This is a genomic window from Arthrobacter sp. H20 (genome assembly GCF_000520515.1).
Taxonomy (GTDB): domain Bacteria; phylum Actinomycetota; class Actinomycetes; order Actinomycetales; family Micrococcaceae; genus Arthrobacter_D.
On record NZ_KI914748.1, the window covers coordinates 1 to 21,057 of the forward strand.

Annotated in this window: 20 protein-coding genes; 7 read left to right on the top strand and 13 right to left on the bottom strand. The window is 62.1% G+C overall.

Translation table 11 applies throughout. From position 1 onward, the window contains the following. The 3 genes from Y703_RS0113700 to Y703_RS0113710 all read left to right on the top strand — a co-directional run. On the top strand, window positions 1–359 hold a 359-nt coding region (locus Y703_RS0113700), incomplete at its 5' end, for an IS5/IS1182 family transposase (protein ID WP_026553151.1). A 299-nt stretch (window positions 360–658) separates the two neighbouring features. Then, window positions 659–1,276 (top strand): DUF47 domain-containing protein, encoded by a 618-nt coding sequence (locus Y703_RS0113705; protein ID WP_026553152.1) that lies wholly within the window; start codon window positions 659–661, stop codon window positions 1,274–1,276. Continuing rightward, window positions 1,277–2,287 carry an inorganic phosphate transporter gene (locus Y703_RS0113710; protein WP_026553153.1) on the top strand — a complete coding sequence of 337 codons (1,011 nt, stop codon included), beginning with the start codon at window positions 1,277–1,279 and terminating at the stop codon, window positions 2,285–2,287. Window positions 2,288–2,313: 26 nt separating this feature from the next. Here Y703_RS0113710 and pstB read toward each other — a convergent pair whose 3' ends face one another. From pstB to pstS, 4 genes are all read right to left on the bottom strand, one after another. Beyond that, window positions 2,314–3,093, bottom strand: coding sequence for a phosphate ABC transporter ATP-binding protein PstB (pstB, locus tag Y703_RS0113715; RefSeq protein ID WP_026553154.1), 780 nt, complete (start codon window positions 3,091–3,093; stop codon window positions 2,314–2,316). Between the two features lie 29 nt (window positions 3,094–3,122). After that, the gene (gene pstA / locus Y703_RS0113720; protein WP_026553155.1) at window positions 3,123–4,226 is read right to left on the bottom strand and encodes a phosphate ABC transporter permease PstA; all 1,104 of its coding nucleotides are present in this window, start codon (window positions 4,224–4,226) and stop codon (window positions 3,123–3,125) included. Then, a complete protein-coding gene (gene pstC, locus Y703_RS0113725) occupies window positions 4,226–5,158 on the bottom strand; it encodes a phosphate ABC transporter permease subunit PstC (RefSeq protein WP_026553156.1) in 933 nt (310 codons plus the stop codon). Before pstC ends, pstA begins: the two co-directional genes overlap by 1 nt. 178 nt (window positions 5,159–5,336) lie before the next feature. Next, window positions 5,337–6,461: a phosphate ABC transporter substrate-binding protein PstS gene (gene pstS / locus Y703_RS0113730; protein ID WP_026553157.1), complete on the bottom strand. Its 1,125-nt coding sequence runs from the start codon at window positions 6,459–6,461 to the stop codon at window positions 5,337–5,339. 266 nt (window positions 6,462–6,727) lie between these two features. On the opposite strand from pstS, the gene Y703_RS0113735 reads away from it, so the two are divergent. From Y703_RS0113735 to disA, 3 genes are all read left to right on the top strand, one after another. Continuing rightward, entirely contained in the window at window positions 6,728–7,855 is a 1,128-nt protein-coding gene (locus Y703_RS0113735) for an FUSC family protein (RefSeq protein ID WP_026553158.1), read from the top strand. A 73-nt stretch (window positions 7,856–7,928) separates the two neighbouring features. After that, window positions 7,929–9,305 carry a DNA repair protein RadA gene (gene radA / locus Y703_RS0113740; protein ID WP_026553159.1) on the top strand — a complete coding sequence of 459 codons (1,377 nt, stop codon included), beginning with the start codon at window positions 7,929–7,931 and terminating at the stop codon, window positions 9,303–9,305. A gap of 169 nt (window positions 9,306–9,474) precedes the next feature. Continuing rightward, entirely contained in the window at window positions 9,475–10,551 is a 1,077-nt protein-coding gene (disA, locus tag Y703_RS0113745; protein WP_026553160.1) for a DNA integrity scanning diadenylate cyclase DisA, read from the top strand. 3 nt (window positions 10,552–10,554) lie between these two features. On the opposite strand, the gene Y703_RS0113750 is transcribed toward disA, so the two are convergent. Further along, on the bottom strand, window positions 10,555–11,253 hold the full coding sequence (locus Y703_RS0113750) for a hypothetical protein (protein WP_026553161.1): 699 nt from the start codon (window positions 11,251–11,253) through the stop codon (window positions 10,555–10,557). A gap of 86 nt (window positions 11,254–11,339) precedes the next feature. On the opposite strand from Y703_RS0113750, the gene Y703_RS0113755 reads away from it, so the two are divergent. After that, entirely contained in the window at window positions 11,340–12,287 is a 948-nt protein-coding gene (locus Y703_RS0113755; RefSeq protein WP_026553162.1) for an HhH-GPD family protein, read from the top strand. Window positions 12,288–12,297: 10 nt separating this feature from the next. Here the strand turns inward: Y703_RS0113755 and dhaM are convergent, their stop codons facing one another. The 8 genes from dhaM to Y703_RS0113795 form a co-directional block, all read right to left on the bottom strand. Then, on the bottom strand, window positions 12,298–13,035 hold the full coding sequence (dhaM, locus tag Y703_RS0113760; RefSeq protein ID WP_026553163.1) for a dihydroxyacetone kinase phosphoryl donor subunit DhaM: 738 nt from the start codon (window positions 13,033–13,035) through the stop codon (window positions 12,298–12,300). Beyond that, window positions 13,032–13,667: a dihydroxyacetone kinase subunit DhaL gene (dhaL, locus tag Y703_RS0113765; protein WP_026553164.1), complete on the bottom strand. Its 636-nt coding sequence runs from the start codon at window positions 13,665–13,667 to the stop codon at window positions 13,032–13,034. The genes dhaM and dhaL overlap by 4 nt, the downstream gene beginning before the upstream one ends. A gap of 26 nt (window positions 13,668–13,693) precedes the next feature. Continuing rightward, window positions 13,694–14,695, bottom strand: a complete 1,002-nt coding sequence (gene dhaK / locus Y703_RS0113770; RefSeq protein WP_026553165.1) for a dihydroxyacetone kinase subunit DhaK — start codon at window positions 14,693–14,695, stop codon at window positions 13,694–13,696. Between the two features lie 228 nt (window positions 14,696–14,923). Continuing rightward, window positions 14,924–15,106 carry a CsbD family protein gene (locus tag Y703_RS0113775; protein ID WP_026553166.1) on the bottom strand — a complete coding sequence of 61 codons (183 nt, stop codon included), beginning with the start codon at window positions 15,104–15,106 and terminating at the stop codon, window positions 14,924–14,926. Window positions 15,107–15,189: 83 nt separating this feature from the next. Continuing rightward, window positions 15,190–15,741, bottom strand: coding sequence for an amino-acid N-acetyltransferase (locus tag Y703_RS0113780; RefSeq protein WP_026553167.1), 552 nt, complete (start codon window positions 15,739–15,741; stop codon window positions 15,190–15,192). A gap of 34 nt (window positions 15,742–15,775) precedes the next feature. Then, window positions 15,776–17,854: a prolyl oligopeptidase family serine peptidase gene (locus Y703_RS0113785; protein WP_026553168.1), complete on the bottom strand. Its 2,079-nt coding sequence runs from the start codon at window positions 17,852–17,854 to the stop codon at window positions 15,776–15,778. Between the two features lie 189 nt (window positions 17,855–18,043). Further along, complete coding sequence (locus Y703_RS0113790) at window positions 18,044–20,551, bottom strand: ATP-dependent Clp protease ATP-binding subunit (RefSeq protein WP_026553169.1); 2,508 nt, start codon at window positions 20,549–20,551, stop codon at window positions 18,044–18,046. Window positions 20,552–20,681: 130 nt separating this feature from the next. Continuing rightward, complete coding sequence (locus tag Y703_RS0113795) at window positions 20,682–21,002, bottom strand: histone-like nucleoid-structuring protein Lsr2 (protein ID WP_026553170.1); 321 nt, start codon at window positions 21,000–21,002, stop codon at window positions 20,682–20,684. Window positions 21,003–21,057: the final 55 nt, after the last annotated feature.

Here is a 21,057-nt window from a genome sequence, read left to right on the forward strand (position 1 = left end):
ACGTCCCGCGGATAGGCAAAGGCAGGGCTCGGACCAGGCCGGACCGGGCGTTGGGAGATAAGGCGTATTCTTCCAAAGCTAACCGGAACCTCCTGCGTTCCCGCGGGATCCAGGCGGTCATCCCGGAACGCTCCGACCAGCAAGCGAACCGTAAACGCCGCGGCCGCAGTGGTGGAAGACCCGTCGGTCTCGACAGGGAAGCCTACAAACGGCGCAACGTTGTTGAACGTTCCTTCAACACCTTCAAACAATGGCGCGGTCTGGCCACCCGGTACGACAAACTCGCCCTCACGTACCGCGGAGGAGTCGTACTCCGAGCCATCACTATTTGGCTCAAAGAATTAGGAGACACGCCCTAGACCGCAACGCTGCCGGTGGCCAATGTTGACATGAGCGCACCGGAGGAGAAGACTGAAAGTGGTGTCGGACCGTGGAACCCCCGGGCTTCAACATTTAGCCGCTTCGAGCGGCCTTCCGCCGAGAGGCGCTCCCGGTTCGGCACCATTTTTGCGCCAACAGCGAGATATTTCGAGTGCCACAGCCAGCTCAACCGGTCACCGTGACGCGAGCGGATAAACCAAAGTGAGCCTCAGCGGACCCGTCAGTTATTCTTAGGCAGCACCTCATTGACTCGACGCCCGGCAGGTTAGGTACCCACGTGAAGCTTCGCCTCTTTCCGCAGGAGGACGCTGGCCTTGTGCTGCTCTCCGACATGGCGCAGCAACTTGTACTGGGCGTGAGCACCATGTCGGGAATCCTCGGCGCCGCGACGCGCGACTACGATCGATTGGCCGAGGAACTGCATCAGCATGAGGCCAATTCGACAGACCTCCACTTTGCCCTGCTCACCTCGATGCGCAGCAGCTTCGTTAACCCGCTTCCTCGGGAGGATCTCTACGCCCTGTCCCGGCTCCTGAACGAAGCGATTGAAAAACTCGACGGAGCAGCCGAGCTCATCTCCCTGTATCAGCTCAGCAAGCTGAGCCGCCGGGCCACCGAGCAGCTGGAGGTGATTACCCGCCAGGCGGAGCTGACCGCTGGGGCAATGAAACGCCTTAACTCGATGGACGAGCTGGAGGAGTACTGGATCGAGATCCTCCGGCTGGCGAAACGCGCCGAGCGTACTCACCGGATCTGGTGTTCAGAAATCCTCAATGATCACAAGCCTCTGGTTTACGCCCGGCACCGCGATGTCGCCAATCAGCTAGTCGATGTCACCAAGGACATCCGCAAGGTCGCTACACACGTGGGCAGCATCCTCGTCAAGGAATCGTAGATGGAGTTTGTCCTCCTCGGCATAGTTGTGCTGCTGGCCGGAGGGTTTGCTTTTCTCAACGGTTTCCACGACGTCTCCAACTCTGTCGCCACTGCCGTCCGCACAAGAGCCCTCACTCCAAGCGTCGCGGTCCTTTTGGTGGCCTTCTTCAATCTCATCGGCGCACTCCTCGGCACCGGGGTCGCTCTGCTCTTCACCGGTGACGCGCTGCGTGTTCCACCCGGCCGGGTGGGGCTCGGAATTCTGATTGCTGGCCTGATCGCGGCAATCAGCTGGGGCCTCTTCACCTGGTATCGCGGCAAACCGTCGTCGTCCACACACGCTCTCATCGGCGGATTGATCGGTTCCGGCGGGGCCTCGGCCCTGGTGGGTGGGGAATCGATTGCGGACTCCGAGCAGGTGTTCCTCCTGCAGATTGCCCTACCCCTGCTTCTTTCACCCCTGGTGGCTTATCTGCTCGCCTACCTGGCAGTGTTTCCAGCCATCTGGCTGGTTCGCTACAGCCCGCCACGGAAGGTGAACTCGGGCAGCCGGATGGCCCAGTCAGTGCTGGCCGGCGTGTTTGCGCTCGGTCATGGACTGCAGGATGGGCAGCGGACCATGGCGGTGGTGGTCCTCGCTCTGATCGGAAGCGGAGTCGCAACAGGCTCCGACATTCCACTCTGGGTGCAAATATTCGCAGCGGTCCTGCTGGCTACCGGATCGCTCTTCGGCGGCTGGCGAATTACCCACACCCTGTCCCACCGTCTGGTGCGGGTGGACCCGCTGCGCGGTATGACCGCCCAGGGTGTCAGCTCGGCCATGCTCTTCGTCGGCTCCATTTCGCTGGCGATGCCGCTCTCCAGCACCCACACCATGACCTCGGCCATCCTTGGCGCCGGCGCCAACCAGAGGTTCCCTACGGTCCGGGGGCGCGAAGTGGTGAAAGTGCTACTCGTGTGGTTCTCGACGGCGGTGGTGACCGCCCTGATCGGCGGCATCCTCTTCCTGGCGATGAGCCCGCTTCTCTAGTCAGACCCGTCGAGGACCGGGTCGGCTCAGCCGAACCGGCCGGAGACGTAGTCCTCGGTGGACTTCTCCTTCGGGTTGTTGAAGATATCTGTTGTGGGTCCGAACTCGATCAGCTTCCCCGGTTTGCCGGTTGCGGCGATGTTGAAGAAGGCAGTCTTGTCAGACACTCGGGCTGCCTGCTGCATATTGTGGGTGACAATCGCCACCGTGTAGTCATTCTTCAGCTCGTTGATGAGGTCCTCGATGGCGAGCGTGGAGATGGGGTCCAGCGCTGAACAGGGCTCGTCCATCAGGATTACCTCGGGCGACACTGCGATGGCCCGCGCAATACAGAGGCGCTGCTGCTGCCCACCAGAGAGACCGGAGCCCGGACGCGCGAGACGGTCCTTAACCTCGTTCCACAGATTGGCGCCGCGTAGCGACTTCTCCACGAGGGCATCGGCATCGGATTTGCTGATGCGTTTGCTGTTGAGCTTCACACCAGCGAGCACGTTGTCACGGATGGACATGGTAGGAAACGGGTTGGGCCGCTGGAAGACCATCCCGATCTGGCTTCGTACGTGCACGGGGTCCACCCCATCGTCGTACAGGTCATCGCCGTCGAGCAGCACCTCGCCCTCAACACGCGCACCGGGAATGACCTCGTGCATCCGGTTCAATGTCCTCAGGAAGGTCGACTTACCGCAGCCGGATGGCCCAATGAAGGCAGTGACAGAACGGGCCTCAATGGTTACGTTAACATCCTCAACGGCAAGAAACTTGCTGTAGTAGACGTTCAAATCCTTGACGTCGATACGCTTTGACATCTAAATCCTTAGTGGTTGTGCAGCGCCGGTCAGCGGCTGGTTTTTGGAGCGAACATCCGGGCAATGAGGCGGGCGACAAGGTTCAGGAGCATCACGAGGATGATCAGAATCAGAGCGGCCGCCCAGGCTCGCTGCGTGCTGGGGTCGGTGCTGGTTGGCGACGTTGGGGTAATGATCTGATAGTAAATATAGGTGGGAAGGGTACTCATCCACCCACTAAAGACGTCGAGGTTGATTCCCCGGGCGAAACCCGCCGTGACCAGAATCGGTGCGGTTTCACCAATCACACGGGCGATCGCCAGCGTAACGCCGGAGGCGATGCCCGAAATCGCTGTCGGAATGACCACCTTCGTAATGGTCCGCCATTTTCGCACGCCCAGGGCAAACGAGGCTTCACGAAGCTCGTTCGGTACGATCTTCAACATCTCCTCGGTTGCACGAACCACCACCGGGATCATCAGCACCGACAGGGCGGCCGCGGCCACAAATCCGGTCCGGGTGCCTGGGCCGAAGATCAGCCCGAACAGGGCCGCAGCGAAAAGGCCGGCGACAATTGAGGGGATGCCGGTCATGACATCGACAAAGAACGTGATTGCCCTGCTGAGCGGACCGCCGGTAGAGTACTCAACCAGGTAAATTGCAGCCAGCAAACCCACAGGTACCGAGATAATCGTGGCCCACAGCGTGATTTGCAGGGTGCCCAGGATTGCATGGTAAGCGCCGCCTAGTACTGGAGTACCGTCGATCACAGTCTGGTTGTCGATGGCGCCAGTAAGCCCGTTCATTGAACGGAAGAGGAAGTTGTAGGTTAGTCCTGGCATGCCACGTTCAAGCACTGTCCAGATCACCGAGATCAACGGTAATACCGCTACAATAAACGCGCCGTAGACCAGGTAGGTAGCGAGCCGGTCGCGTGCTTTACGTCCGCCTTCCACCGCGGCCGAAACCCCTGTGCCGCCGACGACAAAGAAGACCGCCGCGAAGATTGCCATAGTGATCGGGCTGAACCCGAGTAGAGCCGAAACAGCTGCACCGAGGATCAGCGCGCCAGCCAACACGGCCCAGATGGACCATTTCGGAAGCTTGTTCTTGGTGAACTGGGAAGGACGCCGGGTCATGGTTGCGTTAGACATTAGTTGGCACCTGAGAATTCCTTGTGGCGGCTGATAATCCACCGGGCGATAACGTTCACGGCCAGGGTGATGACAAAGAGCACCAGGCCAGCGGCGATGAGTTCACTCAGTCGAAGCCCAAATGCTTCAGGGAAATTGAGAGCGATTTCCGCGGCGATGGTCTGGTTACCTGTCTGGATGAGGCTGGCGGTAAGCGCCCCGCCGGAGAGGACAAGTGCAACAGCCATGGTTTCGCCCAACGCTCGCCCCAACCCCAGCATGGCGGCGCTGATGATCCCCGGGCGAGCGAACGGCAGCACCGACATCTTGATCATTTCCCAGCGGGTGGCGCCGAGCGCCAGCGATGCCTCTTCATGAAGCTTGGGAGTCTGGAGGAAGATCTCCCGGCTGAGAGAGGTAATAATTGGGAGGACCATCACAGCGAGAACTATCCCCGCAGTGAGCATTGTTCGGCCGGTATTACTGGCAGGCCCCTCGAAAATGGGAATCCACCCCAGGTTGGTTGCCAGCCAGTTATAGGCCAGCGCCAACTGAGGTGCCAGCACCGCATAGCCCCACGCTCCATAAACTACCGACGGGATGGCCGCCAGAAGGTCGATCAGGTAGCCAAAGCCCTGGGCGAGCCGGCGTGGTGCATAGTGCGAGATGAAGAGTGCGACGCCGATACCAACCGGTGTGGCGAGGATCAGCGCGATGGTCGCGGCTATGACAGTACCGATGACTATCGGCCAGATGTAGGAGAAGAATCCGTTGCCGCCGGATATATCGGCTGGGTCGGCAGCGAAGGTGGGGAGGGCTTGGCCCAACAGGAAAATTGCCACACTGAAGAGCACGGCAAGGATCAGACAACCAGCTAGCAGACTGGCGGTCGAGAAGATCTTGTCCCCTGATTGGCCGCTGCTGCCGGCGTTGCGCAACGCGTTCGTTGACACCGTCTTCGTGGACACTAGTGAACCCTTCGATGCACGTGAGGCTGGACTGTTCCGGCTGAGCCGCCAAAAGTAGGCGTTGTCAGTGGTGGAGGAGGTGACTGCATACCCAGCCTAGTAGCTGAGCGCAAAGGACAACCCCGCCAGGTCGATAAAGACCGGGCGGGGTAGCCGAAGCATGCTAGGAGGCAACCGTGATCGAATCAATTGCGGCCTGGGCCTGCTCGCGCAGCCCCTCGGAGATCGGAGCGTTGCCGGCCGAATCAGCGGCATCCGCCTGCCCGTCTTCACTGATGGCGTAGGAGCCAAATGCCTTGACCAGGTCGACCGTCTCCTGGTCTGGGTAGGCAGTGCAGTAGACGTGGTAGGAGATCAGCACAATTGGGTAGGCACCAGACTCGGTGGTGTCGCGGGTCAGGTTGAAGGACATGTCGATCTCAGGTGCGCCTTCTACCTCCGCGGGCTCGGCAACCTCTACGGCACGCGAGGCAGCTTCGGGGGTGAGAGCAACGTACTCTTCGCCAACCTGTACCAGGACCTGACCCAGGTCACCGACAGCTGAAGCGTCGGTGTAGGTGATTGCCCCTTCGGTGCCGGAGGTGGTCGAGACCACTCCGTTGGTGCCCTGAGCGTTCTCGGCAACGATCTCGGCTGGCCAGTCACCCGAGACCTCATCGGTCCACACGTCAGGCGCGGCCGCGGCAAGGTAGTCGACGAAGTTCTCGGTGGTGCCCGACTCGTCGCTGCGGTGGACAACCGTGATGGCCAGGTCGGGGAGTTCCACTCCCTCGTTCTGGGAAGCGATTGCCTCGTCATTCCAGTTGGTGATGTCGCCGCGGAAGACTGAGGCGATGGTCTCGGCATCCATGTTCACTTCGTCAATACCTGGCAGGTTGAATGCCACGGCAATCGGTGCGATGTAGGCAGGGATGTTGAAGGCGCCCTCGGGTCCGCAGACCTCCTGCGCCGCAGCGTGCTCTTCCTCATCCAGGTAGGCATCCGAACCAGCGAACTGCACGCCACCGGCCAGGAAAGCTTCGCGTCCTGCGCCGGATCCATCCGGTGAGTACTGCACTGTAGCGTCGGGGTTGGCTTCGGTGAAGCCGGTCTGCCAGGCGGTCATTGCCGCGCCCTGAGAAGAAGCACCAGAGCCTGTCAGCGTGCCAGTGACGGTGCTTTCTACCGAGCCGTTGTCTCCGGTGGTCTCTGCTGGCTCGTCGGTTGCACTGTCAGTGCCGCAGGCGGTCAGTGCGAGCGCGGCGACGGAGATTACTGCCGCTGCGCGGCCAAAGCGAAGAACCTTCACTTGATGTTGCCCCTTCCAGGGAGTCGAAAACCAGTGCTGTGGGCACCTTTGAAGCCGGAAACGTGAGCAATCCGGTGTGCGTACCAATTCAAGCTAGGCCCCACAGGTAAAGAGACTGACTGACCAAAGTTAACGGAGGATGAACGAGAAACGTACAGTTGCGATCGGCCCGTTCAGCAGTCTTGCCAAACCGCCTCCGGTGCTGTGCGGATCCCATCGGTTGGTATCGGCTCCACACCCGGGAAACCGGGGCTAGGCTGGGTTCCATGCCGCGGCCATCATTTCCCTCGCGAGCCCGCTCCTTTGTTCGCAACCGGACGCGGGTGGGCTTCCGGCGCAGTTCCAACTCGGTGATTCCAGCGATCCAGATGACTGTCTGTGCGGTGGGCGCCTATGTGTTCGCTGAACGGGTCCTCGGCCACAGCGGCCCGTTGTTCGCCGCTACCTCCTCGATGATTGCGCTGGGCTTTACCCGCGACCCTCGGCTTCGGCGGGTGCTGGAGGTTGGATTGGGCTGCACCCTCGGCATCGCCCTCGGGGATGTTCTGCTGGCCGTTTTCGGCACCGGAATCTGGCAGGCGGCAGTCGTCTTGTTTGTCTCGATCCTCCTGGCCCGATTCCTTGACAGCGGGACCATTTTCACCACGCAGCTGGGCCTGCAATCGCTTCTTGTCGTGTTGCTGCCAGCCCCTGACGGTGGACCTTTCACCCGCAGCGTCGACGCTATCGTCGGCGGGCTGTTCGCCCTGGTGATAGTTGTGCTCGCGCCAAAGGATCCACGCAGAGAGCCCAAGACCAATGTCAGGGAGCTACTCGGTGAGCTGTCAGCGGTGCTTCGTGAATCCTCATCGGCGCTCACCCGCAGCGATCCCACACTCGCTTGGCATGCATTGATCAAGGCGCGCAACTGCCAGCCCCTGATGGAGGGGCTTTCAGGCAGTATGGGTGCAGCACAGGAAGTGGCGCGGCTCTCCCCCGCCTACCGGCGGCACCGCCAGGAGCTGGGCGAGCTCAGCGGATCAATCGAATCGATCGATCTCGCCGTCCGGAACTCCCGGGTGTTCACCCGGCGGCTGACCTCGGTGATCAACCACGCTGCACTGACCGACGAGGCGGTCCAGGAGCTATCGCAGGTTATCGAGGACACCGCCGACGCCGTCGACGTGCTGGGTCGCGCGCTCTCGGCGTCCAGTGCCCCCGAACGGGAGCTGTCCCTCCGGCAGGCCCGCGAAGACCTGGCAGCTATCGCCACTCTGCTGCACCCGCGTCTCCTGAGAATCCAGCGGCTCGAAGGGGAGGGGCTGGTGCTGCTGTACCGCCCGCTCATTGTTGACCTCCTCGAATCGACGGGCCTCCCCCACGACGAGGCCGCCGGGTACCTGCCGAAACTGTGAGCCTGGTCAAAGCTGGCGTCAGCGAAGGTGTCTTTGCCGCTGCATGTCACTACCCGCCGGTACGTTAGAGATCATGGCAACAAAGACAGCACGTCCGGCACGAACATCTGCCCCCGCCTACCGGTGCGGTGAATGCGGGTGGACCACCGCCAAATGGGTAGGGCGGTGCGGCGAGTGTCAGACCTGGGGGACGGTTGAGGAAACCGGCCAGGCTGTTGCGAGGACGACGCCGGCGGTCGCTGTAGCCTCCCCCGCCCTTCGTATTTCACAGGTGGATGCAACAGCTGCGTCCTACCAGCCAACCCAGATTGGTGAACTTGACCGAGTACTCGGTGGGGGGCTGGTCCCAGGCGCGGTGATCTTGCTCGCTGGAGAACCGGGAGTGGGCAAGTCCACCCTTGTTCTCGACGTCGCAGCCCGGGTTGCGCGGCTCGGCAAGGATGTTCTGTACATCACCGGCGAGGAGTCCTCGGCCCAGGTCAAACTGAGGGCTGAGCGAATCGGTGCTCTCGCTGAAACCCTCTACCTCACCGCCGAATCCGACCTGGGACAGGCTCTGGGGCAGGTGGAGCGACTGTCCCCGTCGCTACTTATTGTTGATTCAGTCCAGACGCTGAGCAGCGCCGCCGTCGACGGCACCGCCGGAGGAGTGACCCAGGTACGTGAGGTGGCGGCATCTTTGATAGCCGCCGCGAAGTCCCGAAGCATGACTACCATTCTGGTCGGGCATGTCACCAAGGACGGGTCGATCGCCGGGCCTCGCCTCCTGGAGCATCTGGTGGATGTGGTGTGTCAGTTCGAGGGTGACCGGCACTCACGGCTCCGGCTGATGAGGGCCATCAAGAACAGGTACGGCCCTACCGACGAGGTGGGGTGCTTTGACCTGACCGAGACCGGAGTGGAGGGACTTGCAGATCCCAGCGGACTTTTCGTTTCACGCACCAAGGACCCCGTGTCAGGGACCTGTATTACTGTGACACTTGAGGGCCGCAGACCCTTATTGGCCGAGGTGCAAGCCCTCCTTGCCGAGACCCCGAACTCGCAGCCACGGCGGGCGACCAGCGGCCTCGATAGCTCACGGGTTGCCATGTTGTTGGCGGTGCTTCAGCAACGGGCCTCCCTGAGCCTTCACAAAGATGACAGTTACGTGGCGACAGTTGGGGGCGTCAAACTCAGTGAGCCAGCAACGGATCTGGCTGTCGCGCTTGCCATTGCGTCGGCGAAAACCAACCAGCCCCTTGCAGCCCGGCTGATTGCCTTCGGCGAGGTGGGCCTCGCAGGGGAGGTGCGGCCAGTCCCCGGCATTGCCCAACGGGTCCAGGAGGCCGAACGGCTCGGCTTTACCCACGCTGTGGTGCCAGCATCACCCAACGGTCCCGGCAGGATTCCGGCAGGATTTAAGGTACACGAGGTCTCCACCCTGACCGAAGCCCTGGAGTTGCTCTTCTAACCCGTCAACCCTGCCGCGCAGCAACTGTTACACATTTGCGCCCATAACCGGTATCAGGGTTTAGGCGGCACGCCCACTAGGATTGGAACGGCTGCGCTGGTGCCTGCGCGGTGGGGCCTTGCTGATCCGGATAACGGTTGGCAAGGTCGGTAGCCGGAAGGAAGTAGCTATGGTTCGCAGCCCGGAAGACGCGTTAAAGGCCACTTTGGCGCGCGTAGCGCCCGGCACAGCGCTACGTGATGGGCTTGAACGCATCCTTCGCGGTCGCACAGGTGCACTGATCGTTCTCGGTTTTGACCGCACAGTCGACTCGATCTGCTCCGGCGGATTCGATATTGGCATCACCTTCTCGCCAACCCGGCTCCGCGAACTCGCAAAGATGGATGGTGCGATCGTCTGCGACAAGGACGCGAGCAACATACTGCGGGCTGGCGTGCAGTTGGTCCCCGATCACACGATCTATACCCAGGAATCGGGAACCCGGCACCGGACCGCGGAGCGGGTGGCCATCCAAACCGGTCTGCCAGTCATCTCAGTCAGCCAGTCGATGCACATCATCGCCCTCTACATCAATGGGCTGCGGCACGTACTGGAGGGGTCCGAACCAGTTTTGGCGCGCGCTAACCAGGCGCTCGCAACCCTCGAACGCTATCGCGCGCGCCTCGACCAGGTCACCGGATCCCTGTCAGCCCTGGAAATCGAAGCGATGGTCACGGTCAGGGATGTGGCAGTTACCCTGCAGCGTCAGGAGATGGTCCGGCGTATCTCGGAAGAAATCTCGCAGTATGTCCTTGAGCTCGGCGTGGATGGACGGCTACTATCCCTGCAGGTCGAAGAGTTGACCACCGGGCTCGGCCCCGGCAGTGAAATGGTGCTCAGAGACTATCTCGACCTCGGTGCCGCCTCACTGGTGGTGGAGGAACAGCTCGCTACATTGCAGGAGTTCAGCTCCACAGACCTGATCGACCTCGGCACTATTGCCAGTGTTGTCGGTTTCAACCCCTCGATCGACTCCCTCGACGCAGTGGTCCAGCCCAAGGGATTCCGGCTGGTCTCGGGCATTAAGGCTGTCCCACCGGCGGTGGCGAATCGGCTGGTTGACCACTTCGGTGGCCTGCAGAACCTGATGGCCGCGAATATCGACGACCTGATGGCTGTTGACGGTATTGGAGAGCAACGGGCACGCACAGTGCGCGAAGGATTGTCGAGGATTGCCGAGACCAGCCTCCTGGACCGCTTCATGTGATGATTACTGCAACTCGAAAGTCGCCTCTTCACTGGTGAGTTCACCGAGCGATACTCTCACATCATAAGAACCCGGGGTGGCGTTCTCCTCGACCTCCTCGCAGCCTGGTACGCTGCGGTTCCGCTCCCACGTGAACTTGGCTTCCTCGGAACTTCCGGGCGCTATGTCCCGGGAAAGGTCCTCGGCACCGTCCTGGCAGTCGGCTGACGAAAAGATGCGATCGTCGCCACTGGTAACCAGAAACTCCATCTGCGAGGTCCCAACATTGACCGGGCAATCCACATCCCCGGTGTTGGTCACAGTCAGGGTGAGCACCGGGTCTTGATCCGGTGCATAGGACTGCGCATCGGTTGACGCACTGACCTGGACCAGGTCGGGGTCACAGGACGGGTCGGACGGCGATGGTTCAGCAGGTACAGCTGATTCTGTTGCCTGCGCCGCGGGCGCTGATGGAGAAGCAGTTGGTGCGGGCTGAGCCGATCCGGTCGGTGCCGAGGCGGAATCGTCAGCATTCTGGCTACCGCTGATCAGAGAGGCCAGGACGATCCCTGCCCACACCAGCCCGCCAACGGCCATCAGCGCCAGGACCAGCACCACTATCCTGCGGCGGCGGTACACCCGAGGGCCGGGTCGGCGCGCGCCGGCTGGCCGCGGTGGCCTGTCCTGTGGCCCGCCCCGTGGCGGGCCCCCCTGGGAATCCATTGCTTAAGGCTAGGGACCTGAGCACCGGATATCTGTCACACCACGCCGGTCAGTACAGTATTGATGGTCAACTATCAGGAGTGTCTATGGACCCGCTAACAACAACCCTGCTGCACCAGCGCATCATCGACTGGTTCGACGCTGCGGCCCGGGACCTGCCGTGGCGCGGGCCGGGGCGCACCCCGTGGTCGGTAATGGTCAGTGAGTTTATGCTGCAGCAGACACCGGTGGTGCGGGTATTGCCTGTGTTCAACGACTGGTTGTCACGGTGGCCCACACCGGTGCTCCTCGCCGACGCGCCGTCCGGCGATGCTCTGAGGCACTGGGGGCGGCTCGGATACCCGCGCCGGGCCCTTCGCCTCCACGCAGCTGCCGGCAGTATTGTCGAACATCACAACGGCACGGTACCCGAGACTTTCGAGGAGCTTCTCACCCTGCCGGGGGTAGGCACCTATACAGCGGCAGCTGTGGCAGCGTTCGCATTCGGTAAGCGTGAAACGGTTGTGGACACCAACATCCGTAGGGTCCACGCGCGGTTGGTCGGTGGGGATGCGCTGCCCGCGCCCGCGCTCACCGCCGCCGAAATGCGGCGGGCAGCTGAGCTTCTGCCCGACGACGACGCCCAGTCAGTGCGGTGGAACGCTGCCGTGATGGAACTCGGCGCGTTGGTCTGCACCGCTCGATCGCCCAAGTGCTCTCAGTGCCCGGTCCTCGATAGTTGCGCCTGGGTGGCCGCCGGGCGGCCGGAACCGCACTTCACCCCCAAGGGTCAGTCATGGGCAGGGACCGACCGCCAGGTCCGCGGGGCGATGATGGGCGTGCTCAGGGACGCATCGGTGCCGGTGGTCAGGGAACTACTCGTCGCCAAACCAGTTGACCTTGCGACCGGGCCGAACCCTGGCGCCCAGCTGTCCCCGCTGATGAAGCTGCACGGTCTGAAGGCACCGAAGGACCAGCTGGAACGGGCATTGGACGGCCTGCTGAAAGACGGCCTCGCCTGCGAGACCGATGCCGGTGTCTCACTCCCCGGTTAGCTCGAGCACGTCATTGAAGCTCGCCGAATCCGCCAGTCACCTGATCGCCAATTTGGTCGATCGCCTGCTGCGCGTCGGGGCCGGCTGCTGACGCCGCCAGGAGTTTGCCTTGACCGAGCCCGAGGCTCATGAGAAGCATCACTGACTTCGCGTCGACGCCGTTGACAGTCACCTCGGCGTCGAGCTCACTCATCATCCGGGCGAGGGTTGCCGCCGGCCGCGCGTGCAGGCCCATCGGATTGGGCAGCTCCCACTCCCCCTCCACTGATGCATCCTTGGCGGTCGGCGTCGTCGGTTCCTCCCCAGGCGCTGCCGCAGCGTGACTGACAAACGGCTCGAGGACTGTGGGATCCAGTGCTACCACAGCTGCCTCGGCCGCCAGCATCACCGCGTCAGCGTCGGCACCGGTTTGGGCCTCGACAGCAGCTGCAACTGACCCTTCAACCAGCGCGGCACGGGCGAGCCTGACCCGCGATCGATTCCCGCTGTCGAGAAACTCGAGGGCCATCTCTGCTGTCATCACCGCTGATCCGAGGTCGGTCAGGATGACAGCGCCGGCGCCACTGTCGGCAGACGAAATTGCTTCCAGTACCTTTTCGAAGCTGGTTCCAATCCGGGAGATTCCTCGCTCGTCTTCGACACCACCGGCCGCCACCAGGTTGACGTCCGGTGCCATCTGCTGGGCAAGGTCGCAGACGCCCTCGGCAATCTTTGAACTGTGCGACACAATAACCAGTCCAACGTTCACAGGTGGTCCCCTGCCGCATCAACTGCAGCCTGAAGTATCAACCTGGTTGAGACAGCACCCGGATCGAGGTGGCCAGCACTGCGTTCGCCAAGATAGCTTGCCCGCCCCTTCCGTGCGATCAACGGTTCAGTGGCCGCCGCCCCGGCATGCGCCGCGTTGGCTGCCGCAGCTAGCACTTCAACAGCTGACGCACCGGCCCCTGCAGCTGTATCAGCCGCTTCCACGGCCGGCGTCCACGCGTCAACCATCGTCTTGTCACCTGATTCCGCTTTGCCCCGGGCAACCACGCCGTCCCGTGCGGCCCTCAGCAGCGCTGCGATCTCGTTGGGGCCCACCTGCTCGGTGTCACCGAGCGAGGCCGCCGCGCGTAGAAAGGCAGTCCCGTAAAGGGGACCAGCGGCGCCCCCGACCGAGGACATGAGGGTCATTGCAGCGAGTTTCAGGGCGGCCGCCGGCGTGGCGGGGCGCTCGCCGTCGTCGAGCTTCTTCATCAGTGCCGAGAACCCCCTGTCGAGGTTTTCGCCGTGATCAGCATCGCCGATCGCCCGGTCAAGATCGATCAGCTCCTGCCGGTGTTCGCCCACCACTTTGGCGCTCTCGCGCAGCCACCCGATAACCCATGCCGACGTCAGAGTGGTGGTGGAGCCTTCAGCCACGCCTAGACTCCCCAGCGAAGCGCGGCTGTCTGGACAGGCGAGTCCCACAGTTCGATCATTTCGTCGTCAAGCCTCAGGACGGTGATCGAGGCCCCCTGCATCTCGAGCGCAGTGATGTAGTTGCCCACAAGTGAGCGTTCGATGATGATTCCCTGTTCTTCGAGGATCTGCTTAGCACGCCGATAGACGATGTAGAGCTCACTGGCCGGGGTTCCTCCCATACCGTTGACGAAAAGCAGCACCCGCTCGCCGCTGTCGACCTTGAGATCGGCAAGAATCGGCTCCATTAGCCGTCCGGTGATCCCGTCGGCGCTCTCCATCGCAATGCGATGCCGGCCCGGTTCTCCGTGGATGCCGATGCCGATCTCGATTTCGTCGTCGGTGAGATCAAAGCTCGGCCGCCCGGCGTGTGGGACAGTGCACGCGGCGAGTGCCACGCCCATTGATCGGACATTGTCGATCACCCGCTGCGCAACGGCAGTCACCGCGTCGAGGGTGTCCCCCCGCTCGGCAGCGCCACCAGCGATCCGCTCAACCAGCACAGTTCCACCAACTCCTCGTCGGCCAGCTGTGTAGAGCGAATCCTCAACGGCGACGTCGTCGTTCACCAGGACGCTTCTGACTGTCACGCCTTCAGCCTCGGCCAGCTCGGCAGCGGTCTCAAAGTTGAGCACGTCGCCGGTGTAATTCTTGACGATGTGGAGCACCCCGGCGCCACCATCAACAGCCGTGGTGGCCGGAAGAATCTGGTCGGGAGTGGGAGACGTGAACATGGCTCCGGGCACTGCTGCGTCGAGCATTCCCCTACCGACATACCCGGCGTGGAGCGGTTCGTGGCCGCTGCCGCCGCCAGAGACCAGACCCACCTTCCCCTGGCGTGGTGAGTCCTTGCGGGTGATGAACAGCGGGTCAGCGTGGACCCTGACCAGGTCTGCGTGGGCAGCCCCGAACCCCTCGACGGACTCGGTGACTACCTGTTTTGGGTCATTAATGAGCTTTTTCATGGCGGCTCCTTGGTGAAAGGACACGGGGTTGATAGGTTTACCGGCCCGCCGGACCTGCTGGCCTTGTCTGAACCCTACCCCCCACCCACCTGCTTGCCTATAGGTGGAACTACTGGTTTAACGGGTTGTGGGAGGGCCGAGTTACTTACACTCGGCCCTCCCACAACTCCAGTCATCAGTTGGGCTTCCGCTGATCGATGAACGCTGGCGAAACCCGGTGGACCAGATCTAGCGGTTGTCACCCTTGAAGGCGTCCTTGACGTTCTCGCCGGCGTTCTTCAGGTCACCCGAGGCCTGGTCCTTATGGCCATCGGCTTCCATCTTCTCGTTGCCGGTGAGCTTGCCAACGCCTTCCTTGATCTTGCCGCCCAGCTTCTCGCCGGAGTTTGCTGCCTTGTCGTCTGCACCCATAGTCTGACCTACTTTCGCTCGGTGTGTCGGGCCCGGTTCCGGGACCCGCTTTCGCATCGCCATAGATGCCAAGCCCCCTTAGCTTATCCATCCTGCGGCCGGTTTGCCACCCTTATTGCTGAGCGGTCGCCTAGTTGACGGATCATTCGGGTGTTCCCCAGGGTGTTTGGCTTGACCCTGGCAAGGTCAAGGAATTCGGCGACTCCCTCATCATGGGAGCGGAGCAGTTCCGAGTAGACAGCCGGGTCGACCGCAGATTGGTCAGCCATCACATGGAAGCCACGACGCTGGAAAAACGTGGTTTCAAAGGTCAGGCAGAAGACACGTTCGACGCCGAGGGCTTGCGCATCGTCAAGCAGTCTCTCCACCAGTGCCGTGCCAATACCGCGCCCCTGCGCGTCACGGGACGTGGCAAGGGTGCGGATCTCGGCCAGGTCCTCCCACATGACGTGCAGGGCGCCGCAGCCAAGCACGCCGTCGTCGTCCTCGGCAATACGGAACTCCTGCAGACCCTCGTAGTAGGCGACCGTCTCCTTCGCCATCAGCACCCGGTTGTCCGCCAACGGGGCCACGAGCGCCTTGATCGCAGGGATATCGGAGGTGCGGGCGGGCCTGATTCTGAACGTTGAACTCACTAATGCAGTCTACAAAGTCCTGAACGAGCCACGGTTACAGTCCCAGTTCAGGTGGGAGGTCTGTCGTGCTACCCAGAACGTGGAGTGCCAGAAAGTGTTCAACCACTGAGTACCAGACCTTCGCGTGCTGAGGCTTGAGAATCCAATGGTTCTCATCCGGGAAATACAGGAACCGGTGCTCGGTGCGGCCATTCTCATCTGCCGCCAATTGCGACCTCGAGAGCAGCTCGTACCAGAGCCGCAGGCCTTCGCCGATGGGTACACGGTAATCCTTGTCACCGTGGATCACCAGCATGGGTGTCGAAATGTTCTCCACGTGATGATGCGGTGAATTCTCCGCGGCCATCTCGGGGGTCATCTCTTTCTCCCAGTAGTAGGAGGCATCAGTGGTAGGGCCGAACTGATCGAGCGCCCACAGGCTGGCATGGGTCACGACTGCGTCGAACCGGTCGGTATGTCCTGCTATCCAGTTCGCCATGTAGCCGCCAAAGGAGCCCCCCATCGCTGCCGTGCGTGTCTCGTCGATGTCGCGGCGGGTAACGACGTCGTCAGTCGCCCTCATCAGGTCGGTGAACGGCGCTTTTCCCCACTGGCCCCAACCGCGGTCGATCATGCGCTGGCCGTACCCCGTGGACAGGGCTGGGTCAGGAAGGAGGACCGCATATCCCCGCGCCGCAAGTAGCCACGGTGACCACCGCCAGCTCCACGCATTCCAGGACCCGAGTGGGCCGCCATGGATCCACAGCAGAAGAGGGGCAGGGTTGGAAGCGTCTGCGCCACCGGGCAGAACCAGCCAGGACCCAATCTCCTGCCCGTCATCAGCGGTCGTCTCGACCCGCTCAAGGCGCCCCGGCAGGGCGGGCCTGTCCACCGGACCCGGGAGCGTCACTACTTTCCGTCCGGCGAGGTCTATCCTGACAACCTCTGCAGGGAATTCGTAGGAGCTGCGCAATGCGTAGGCTGTACCGCCATCTGGCGACACCACAACATTGGTATAGGAGGCCGCATCAGTGGTCACCCTGGTCACCGCACCAGCGGCAACGTCGATCAAAAACACCGGGGACGCCCCCTCCTCGTCGGCTGTGACAAGCACTGCGCTGCCATCGGGCAGCCACACTGACGGGGAGGGCCAGCGGTCCCACCCCTCCGCAAGCGGGGTGAGCTCGCCACCGGCAACAGAGAGTAAGGCGACCGTTTGCTGCGGGGTAATCTCAGCAGTGGTACGCCGGGAGAGGTGTACCACCAGTGTGCTGCCGTCGGGGCTTATCGGCCCAGGCGAGAGGTCATAACCTGGATCATCAAGGAGGACAGTGCGCTGTCCGGTGGCCACATCGATGCGGGCCAGGACGCTTCGGCCGTCCCCGCGGCCCATCGGGATACTCAACGAGGTCACTACCACTGAGCCGTCGGGACTAATCACCGCCGTGGCATTCCTGAGCGTTGCACCCGCCCCACCGGTAATGTCACGGAGCTGCAGCGGCGTTTCCGCATCGACGGTGGGACGGCGACCACTTGCAGCCTGCTCCTCCATCGCAAAGTAGCGCGGCTCTGCCGGGCCCAGATCCGCGTCCCAGTAGCGCACCGGGTAGCCGGAGTGCAGGATCGCCCCCACGTTGGTGTCTTTCCGGAGAGTGCGGCGTTCGCCGTCGTCGGTCTCGTCAGCGGAGCCGGGAAGGACCTCAGCGACGAGCACGGCTGAATCGGCATCCGACGGCGTCAGGACCCCGTTGATGCCACCAGGACGAGAGAGCACCATTCGAGCTTCCCCGCCCTGCGAAGGTAGCCGCCAGAGGGCAGTCGTGGCCTCCTGATCATCGTCTCGATCCGGATTGGGCCGTGCTGAGGTGAACAGCAGGTCTCCACTGGCCAGGAACGAAGCTCCCGCCTCGCCCTTTGCGCTCCGGGTAATCCTCGCGGCTGGTTTCTCCCCCGCAGGGTCGAGCTCCCAGAGGGCGGTTGAATACTCGGTGGACTTGGCGTTCAGTGTCGCGACGCTCGTTACGAGTCGCGTGCCGTCGGGGCTCAGCACCAACGAGCCAAGCCGCGGAATCGCGATGAAGTGGTCCAGGTCGTGGAACTGGGTTTCGGGCAACTCTAACGATTCGGATGTCATGAACCCTGTCTATCACCGGGTGTGGTGTGGTTCACAGTGACTTCTCTGAGAGAGTAATAAGTTGCTTCAGGCACTTAGGCGACTGGGGTACGGCCTATCCAAGCCGTGGACAAAGCAACGGCCCCTGGCCGACACATCCGTGCCGGCCAGGGGCCGTTGCCTCACACTGATCGGAGGGTCACCAACTACTTAGTCGGGGACTGTCGCCTCGATGGCAGCGGGCGCATCCTCGATTTCCTTCGGGGCGCCGTGGCCAACGAAGGTGAAGCGTGCTTCATCCCCTTCGCCGTCGACGTCAACCGAAACGAGTTCTCCGTTCTTCAGTTCGCCAAACAGGATCTTCTCGGACAACTGGTCCTCGATCTCCCGCTGGATGGTGCGGCGCAGCGGGCGTGCCCCCATGGAGGGGTCGTAGCCACGGGTTGCCAGCGACACCTTCGCCGCTGGGGTGAGCTCGATACTCATTCCCTTATCAGCCATCCGCTTGCCCAACCGGTCAAGGAACAGGTCGACGATCTCCACGATCTCGTCCTGCGTAAGCTGCGGGAAAACCACTGTGTCGTCAACACGGTTCAGGAACTCTGGGCGGAAGTGCTGCTTGAGCTCCTCGGTCACCTTCGCCTTCATCCGGTTGTAGCTAGTGGTGGTATCGGTACCGGACTGGAACCCGGTCATCACACCCTTTGAGATATCGCGGGCACCCAGGTTGGTGGTCATAATGATGACAGTGTTCTTGAAGTCCACCACCCGGCCCTGGCTGTCAGTCAACCGGCCGTCTTCAAGGATTTGAAGGAGCGAGTTGAACAGGTCAGCGTGGGCCTTCTCCACCTCGTCGAACAGCACCACCGAGAACGGACGGCGCCGCACCTTTTCGGTGAGCTGCCCGCCTTCTTCGTAGCCTACGTATCCCGGGGGAGCGCCGAAGAGGCGCGAGACCGTGTGCTTTTCCGAGTACTCGGACATGTCCAGCGTGATCAACGCATCTTCGTCGCCGAACAGGAATTCAGCGAGCGCCTTGGCAAGTTCAGTCTTGCCGACCCCAGTGGGACCAGCGAAGATGAACGATCCGCCCGGCCGCTTGGGGTCTTTCAGACCGGCACGGGTCCGTCGGATTGCCTGCGAGATCGCCTTGATTGCGTCATTCTGGCCGACAACCCGCTTGTGCAGCTCATCTTCCATCTTGAGGAGCCTTGAGGATTCCTCTTCGGTGAGTTTGAAGACGGGGATGCCTGTGGAGTTGGCAAGAACCTCTGCGATGAGTTCCTCGTCGACCTCAGCAATGTCATCGAGGCCACCGGACTTCCACCGCCGCTCCTTTTCCATTCGCTCGTCATGGAGCTTCTGCTCCTTGTCGCGCAGTGAGGCGGCACCCTCGAAGTCCTGCGCATCAATCGCCGACTCCTTTTCCCGCTTGACGTCGGCGATGCGATCGTCAATTTCCTTCAGCTCGGGCGGTGCAGTCATCCGGCGGATACGCAGCCGAGCGCCAGCCTCGTCAATTAGGTCGATCGCCTTATCGGGCAGGAACCGGTCCGAGATGTACCGTTCAGCGAGAGTGGCTGCTGAGGTCAACGCCTCATCGGTGATTGACACCCGATGATGAGCTTCGTAGCGGTCACGGAGGCCCTTGAGGATCTCGATGGTGTGCGCCACCGAGGGCTCCTGGACCTGAATGGGCTGGAACCTTCGTTCCAGCGCGGCATCTTTTTCAATGTGCTTGCGGTATTCGTCGAGAGTGGTTGCACCGATGGTCTGGAGCTCACCCCGGGCGAGCATAGGCTTCAGGATCGATGCCGCGTCGATGGCGCCCTCAGCAGCTCCCGCACCGACGAGCGTGTGAATCTCATCGATGAACAAAATGATGTCGCCGCGGGTGCGGATTTCCTTGAGCACCTTCTTGAGGCGTTCCTCGAAATCACCGCGGTAACGGGAGCCAGCGACCAGGGAACCGAGGTCGAGGGTGTAGAGCTGCTTGTCCTTGATCGTCTCAGGCACATCGCCACGGATAATCGCCTGTGCAAGGCCTTCGACAACTGCCGTCTTGCCAACGCCTGGTTCACCGATCAGTACTGGGTTGTTCTTGGTGCGCCGCGACAGCACCTGCATGACGCGTTCCATTTCCAGCGCTCGACCGATCACCGGGTCGAGCTTGCCCTCGCGGGCCGCCTGGGTGAGGTTTCGCCCAAACTGGTCGAGGACCACCGATCCTGCCGGCGTCCCCTCCTGCTGCTGACCTCCGGCTGACGCAGGTTCTTTGCCCTGGTAGCCGGAGAGCAGTTGGATGACCTGCTGGCGGACCCGGTTAAGGTCGGCTCCCAGTTTGACCAGCACCTGCGCTGCCACACCTTCACCCTCGCGAATGAGGCCAAGCAAGATGTGCTCAGTACCGATGTAGTTATGGCCCAGCTGCAGCGCTTCCCGCAGGGAAAGCTCCAGGACCTTCTTGGCACGGGGCGTGAACGGAATGTGACCGGACGGCGCCTGCTGGCCCTGACCGATGATCTCCTGGACCTGCTCACGGACGGCGCCGAGAGAGATGCTGAGGGACTCAAGCGCCTTTGCGGCGACGCCTTCTCCCTCATGGATGAGACCGAGCAGAATGTGCTCGGTGCCGATGTAATTGTGGTTGAGCATGCGGGCCTCTTCTTGGGCCAGCACAACAACACGACGGGCGCGGTCGGTAAATCTCTCAAACATGGGGCACACTCCTAGCTAACGCGTAATTCGATGCTACGTGTCCTGCACAGGCTTTTGGAGCGTGTTCGCCACAGGCGAGATATCACACCCACCTGAGGCTGCGCCCCGTGGGGCGCAGCACGGTATCTCCTTAGCGCTGGGCGGCGCGGTAAGCCTCAACGATTTCGCTGTTCACGCGCCCGCGCGCCGAGACGTTGTAGCCGTTGGCCCGAGCCCACTCGCGCACCTGGGCAGCCTCCTGGTTGCGGCCAGGCGTGGCAGCGCGGGCTTTGACCTGCGCGCTGCGCCGGGCCCCGGAAACATAATTACTCATTGCGGCCCTGAGTTCTTTCGCGTGGGTTTTCGAAAGATCTATTTCATACTGCACGCCATCGAGGCCAAAGCGAACAGTTTCATCTGCTTCTCCACCGTCGAGGTCATCGATCAGGAGGATCTTTACTTTTTGTGCCACGGTTTGCTCCTGCGTTTTTGTGCTGCATTGTTATGTATACCTAATTATGGGCCAG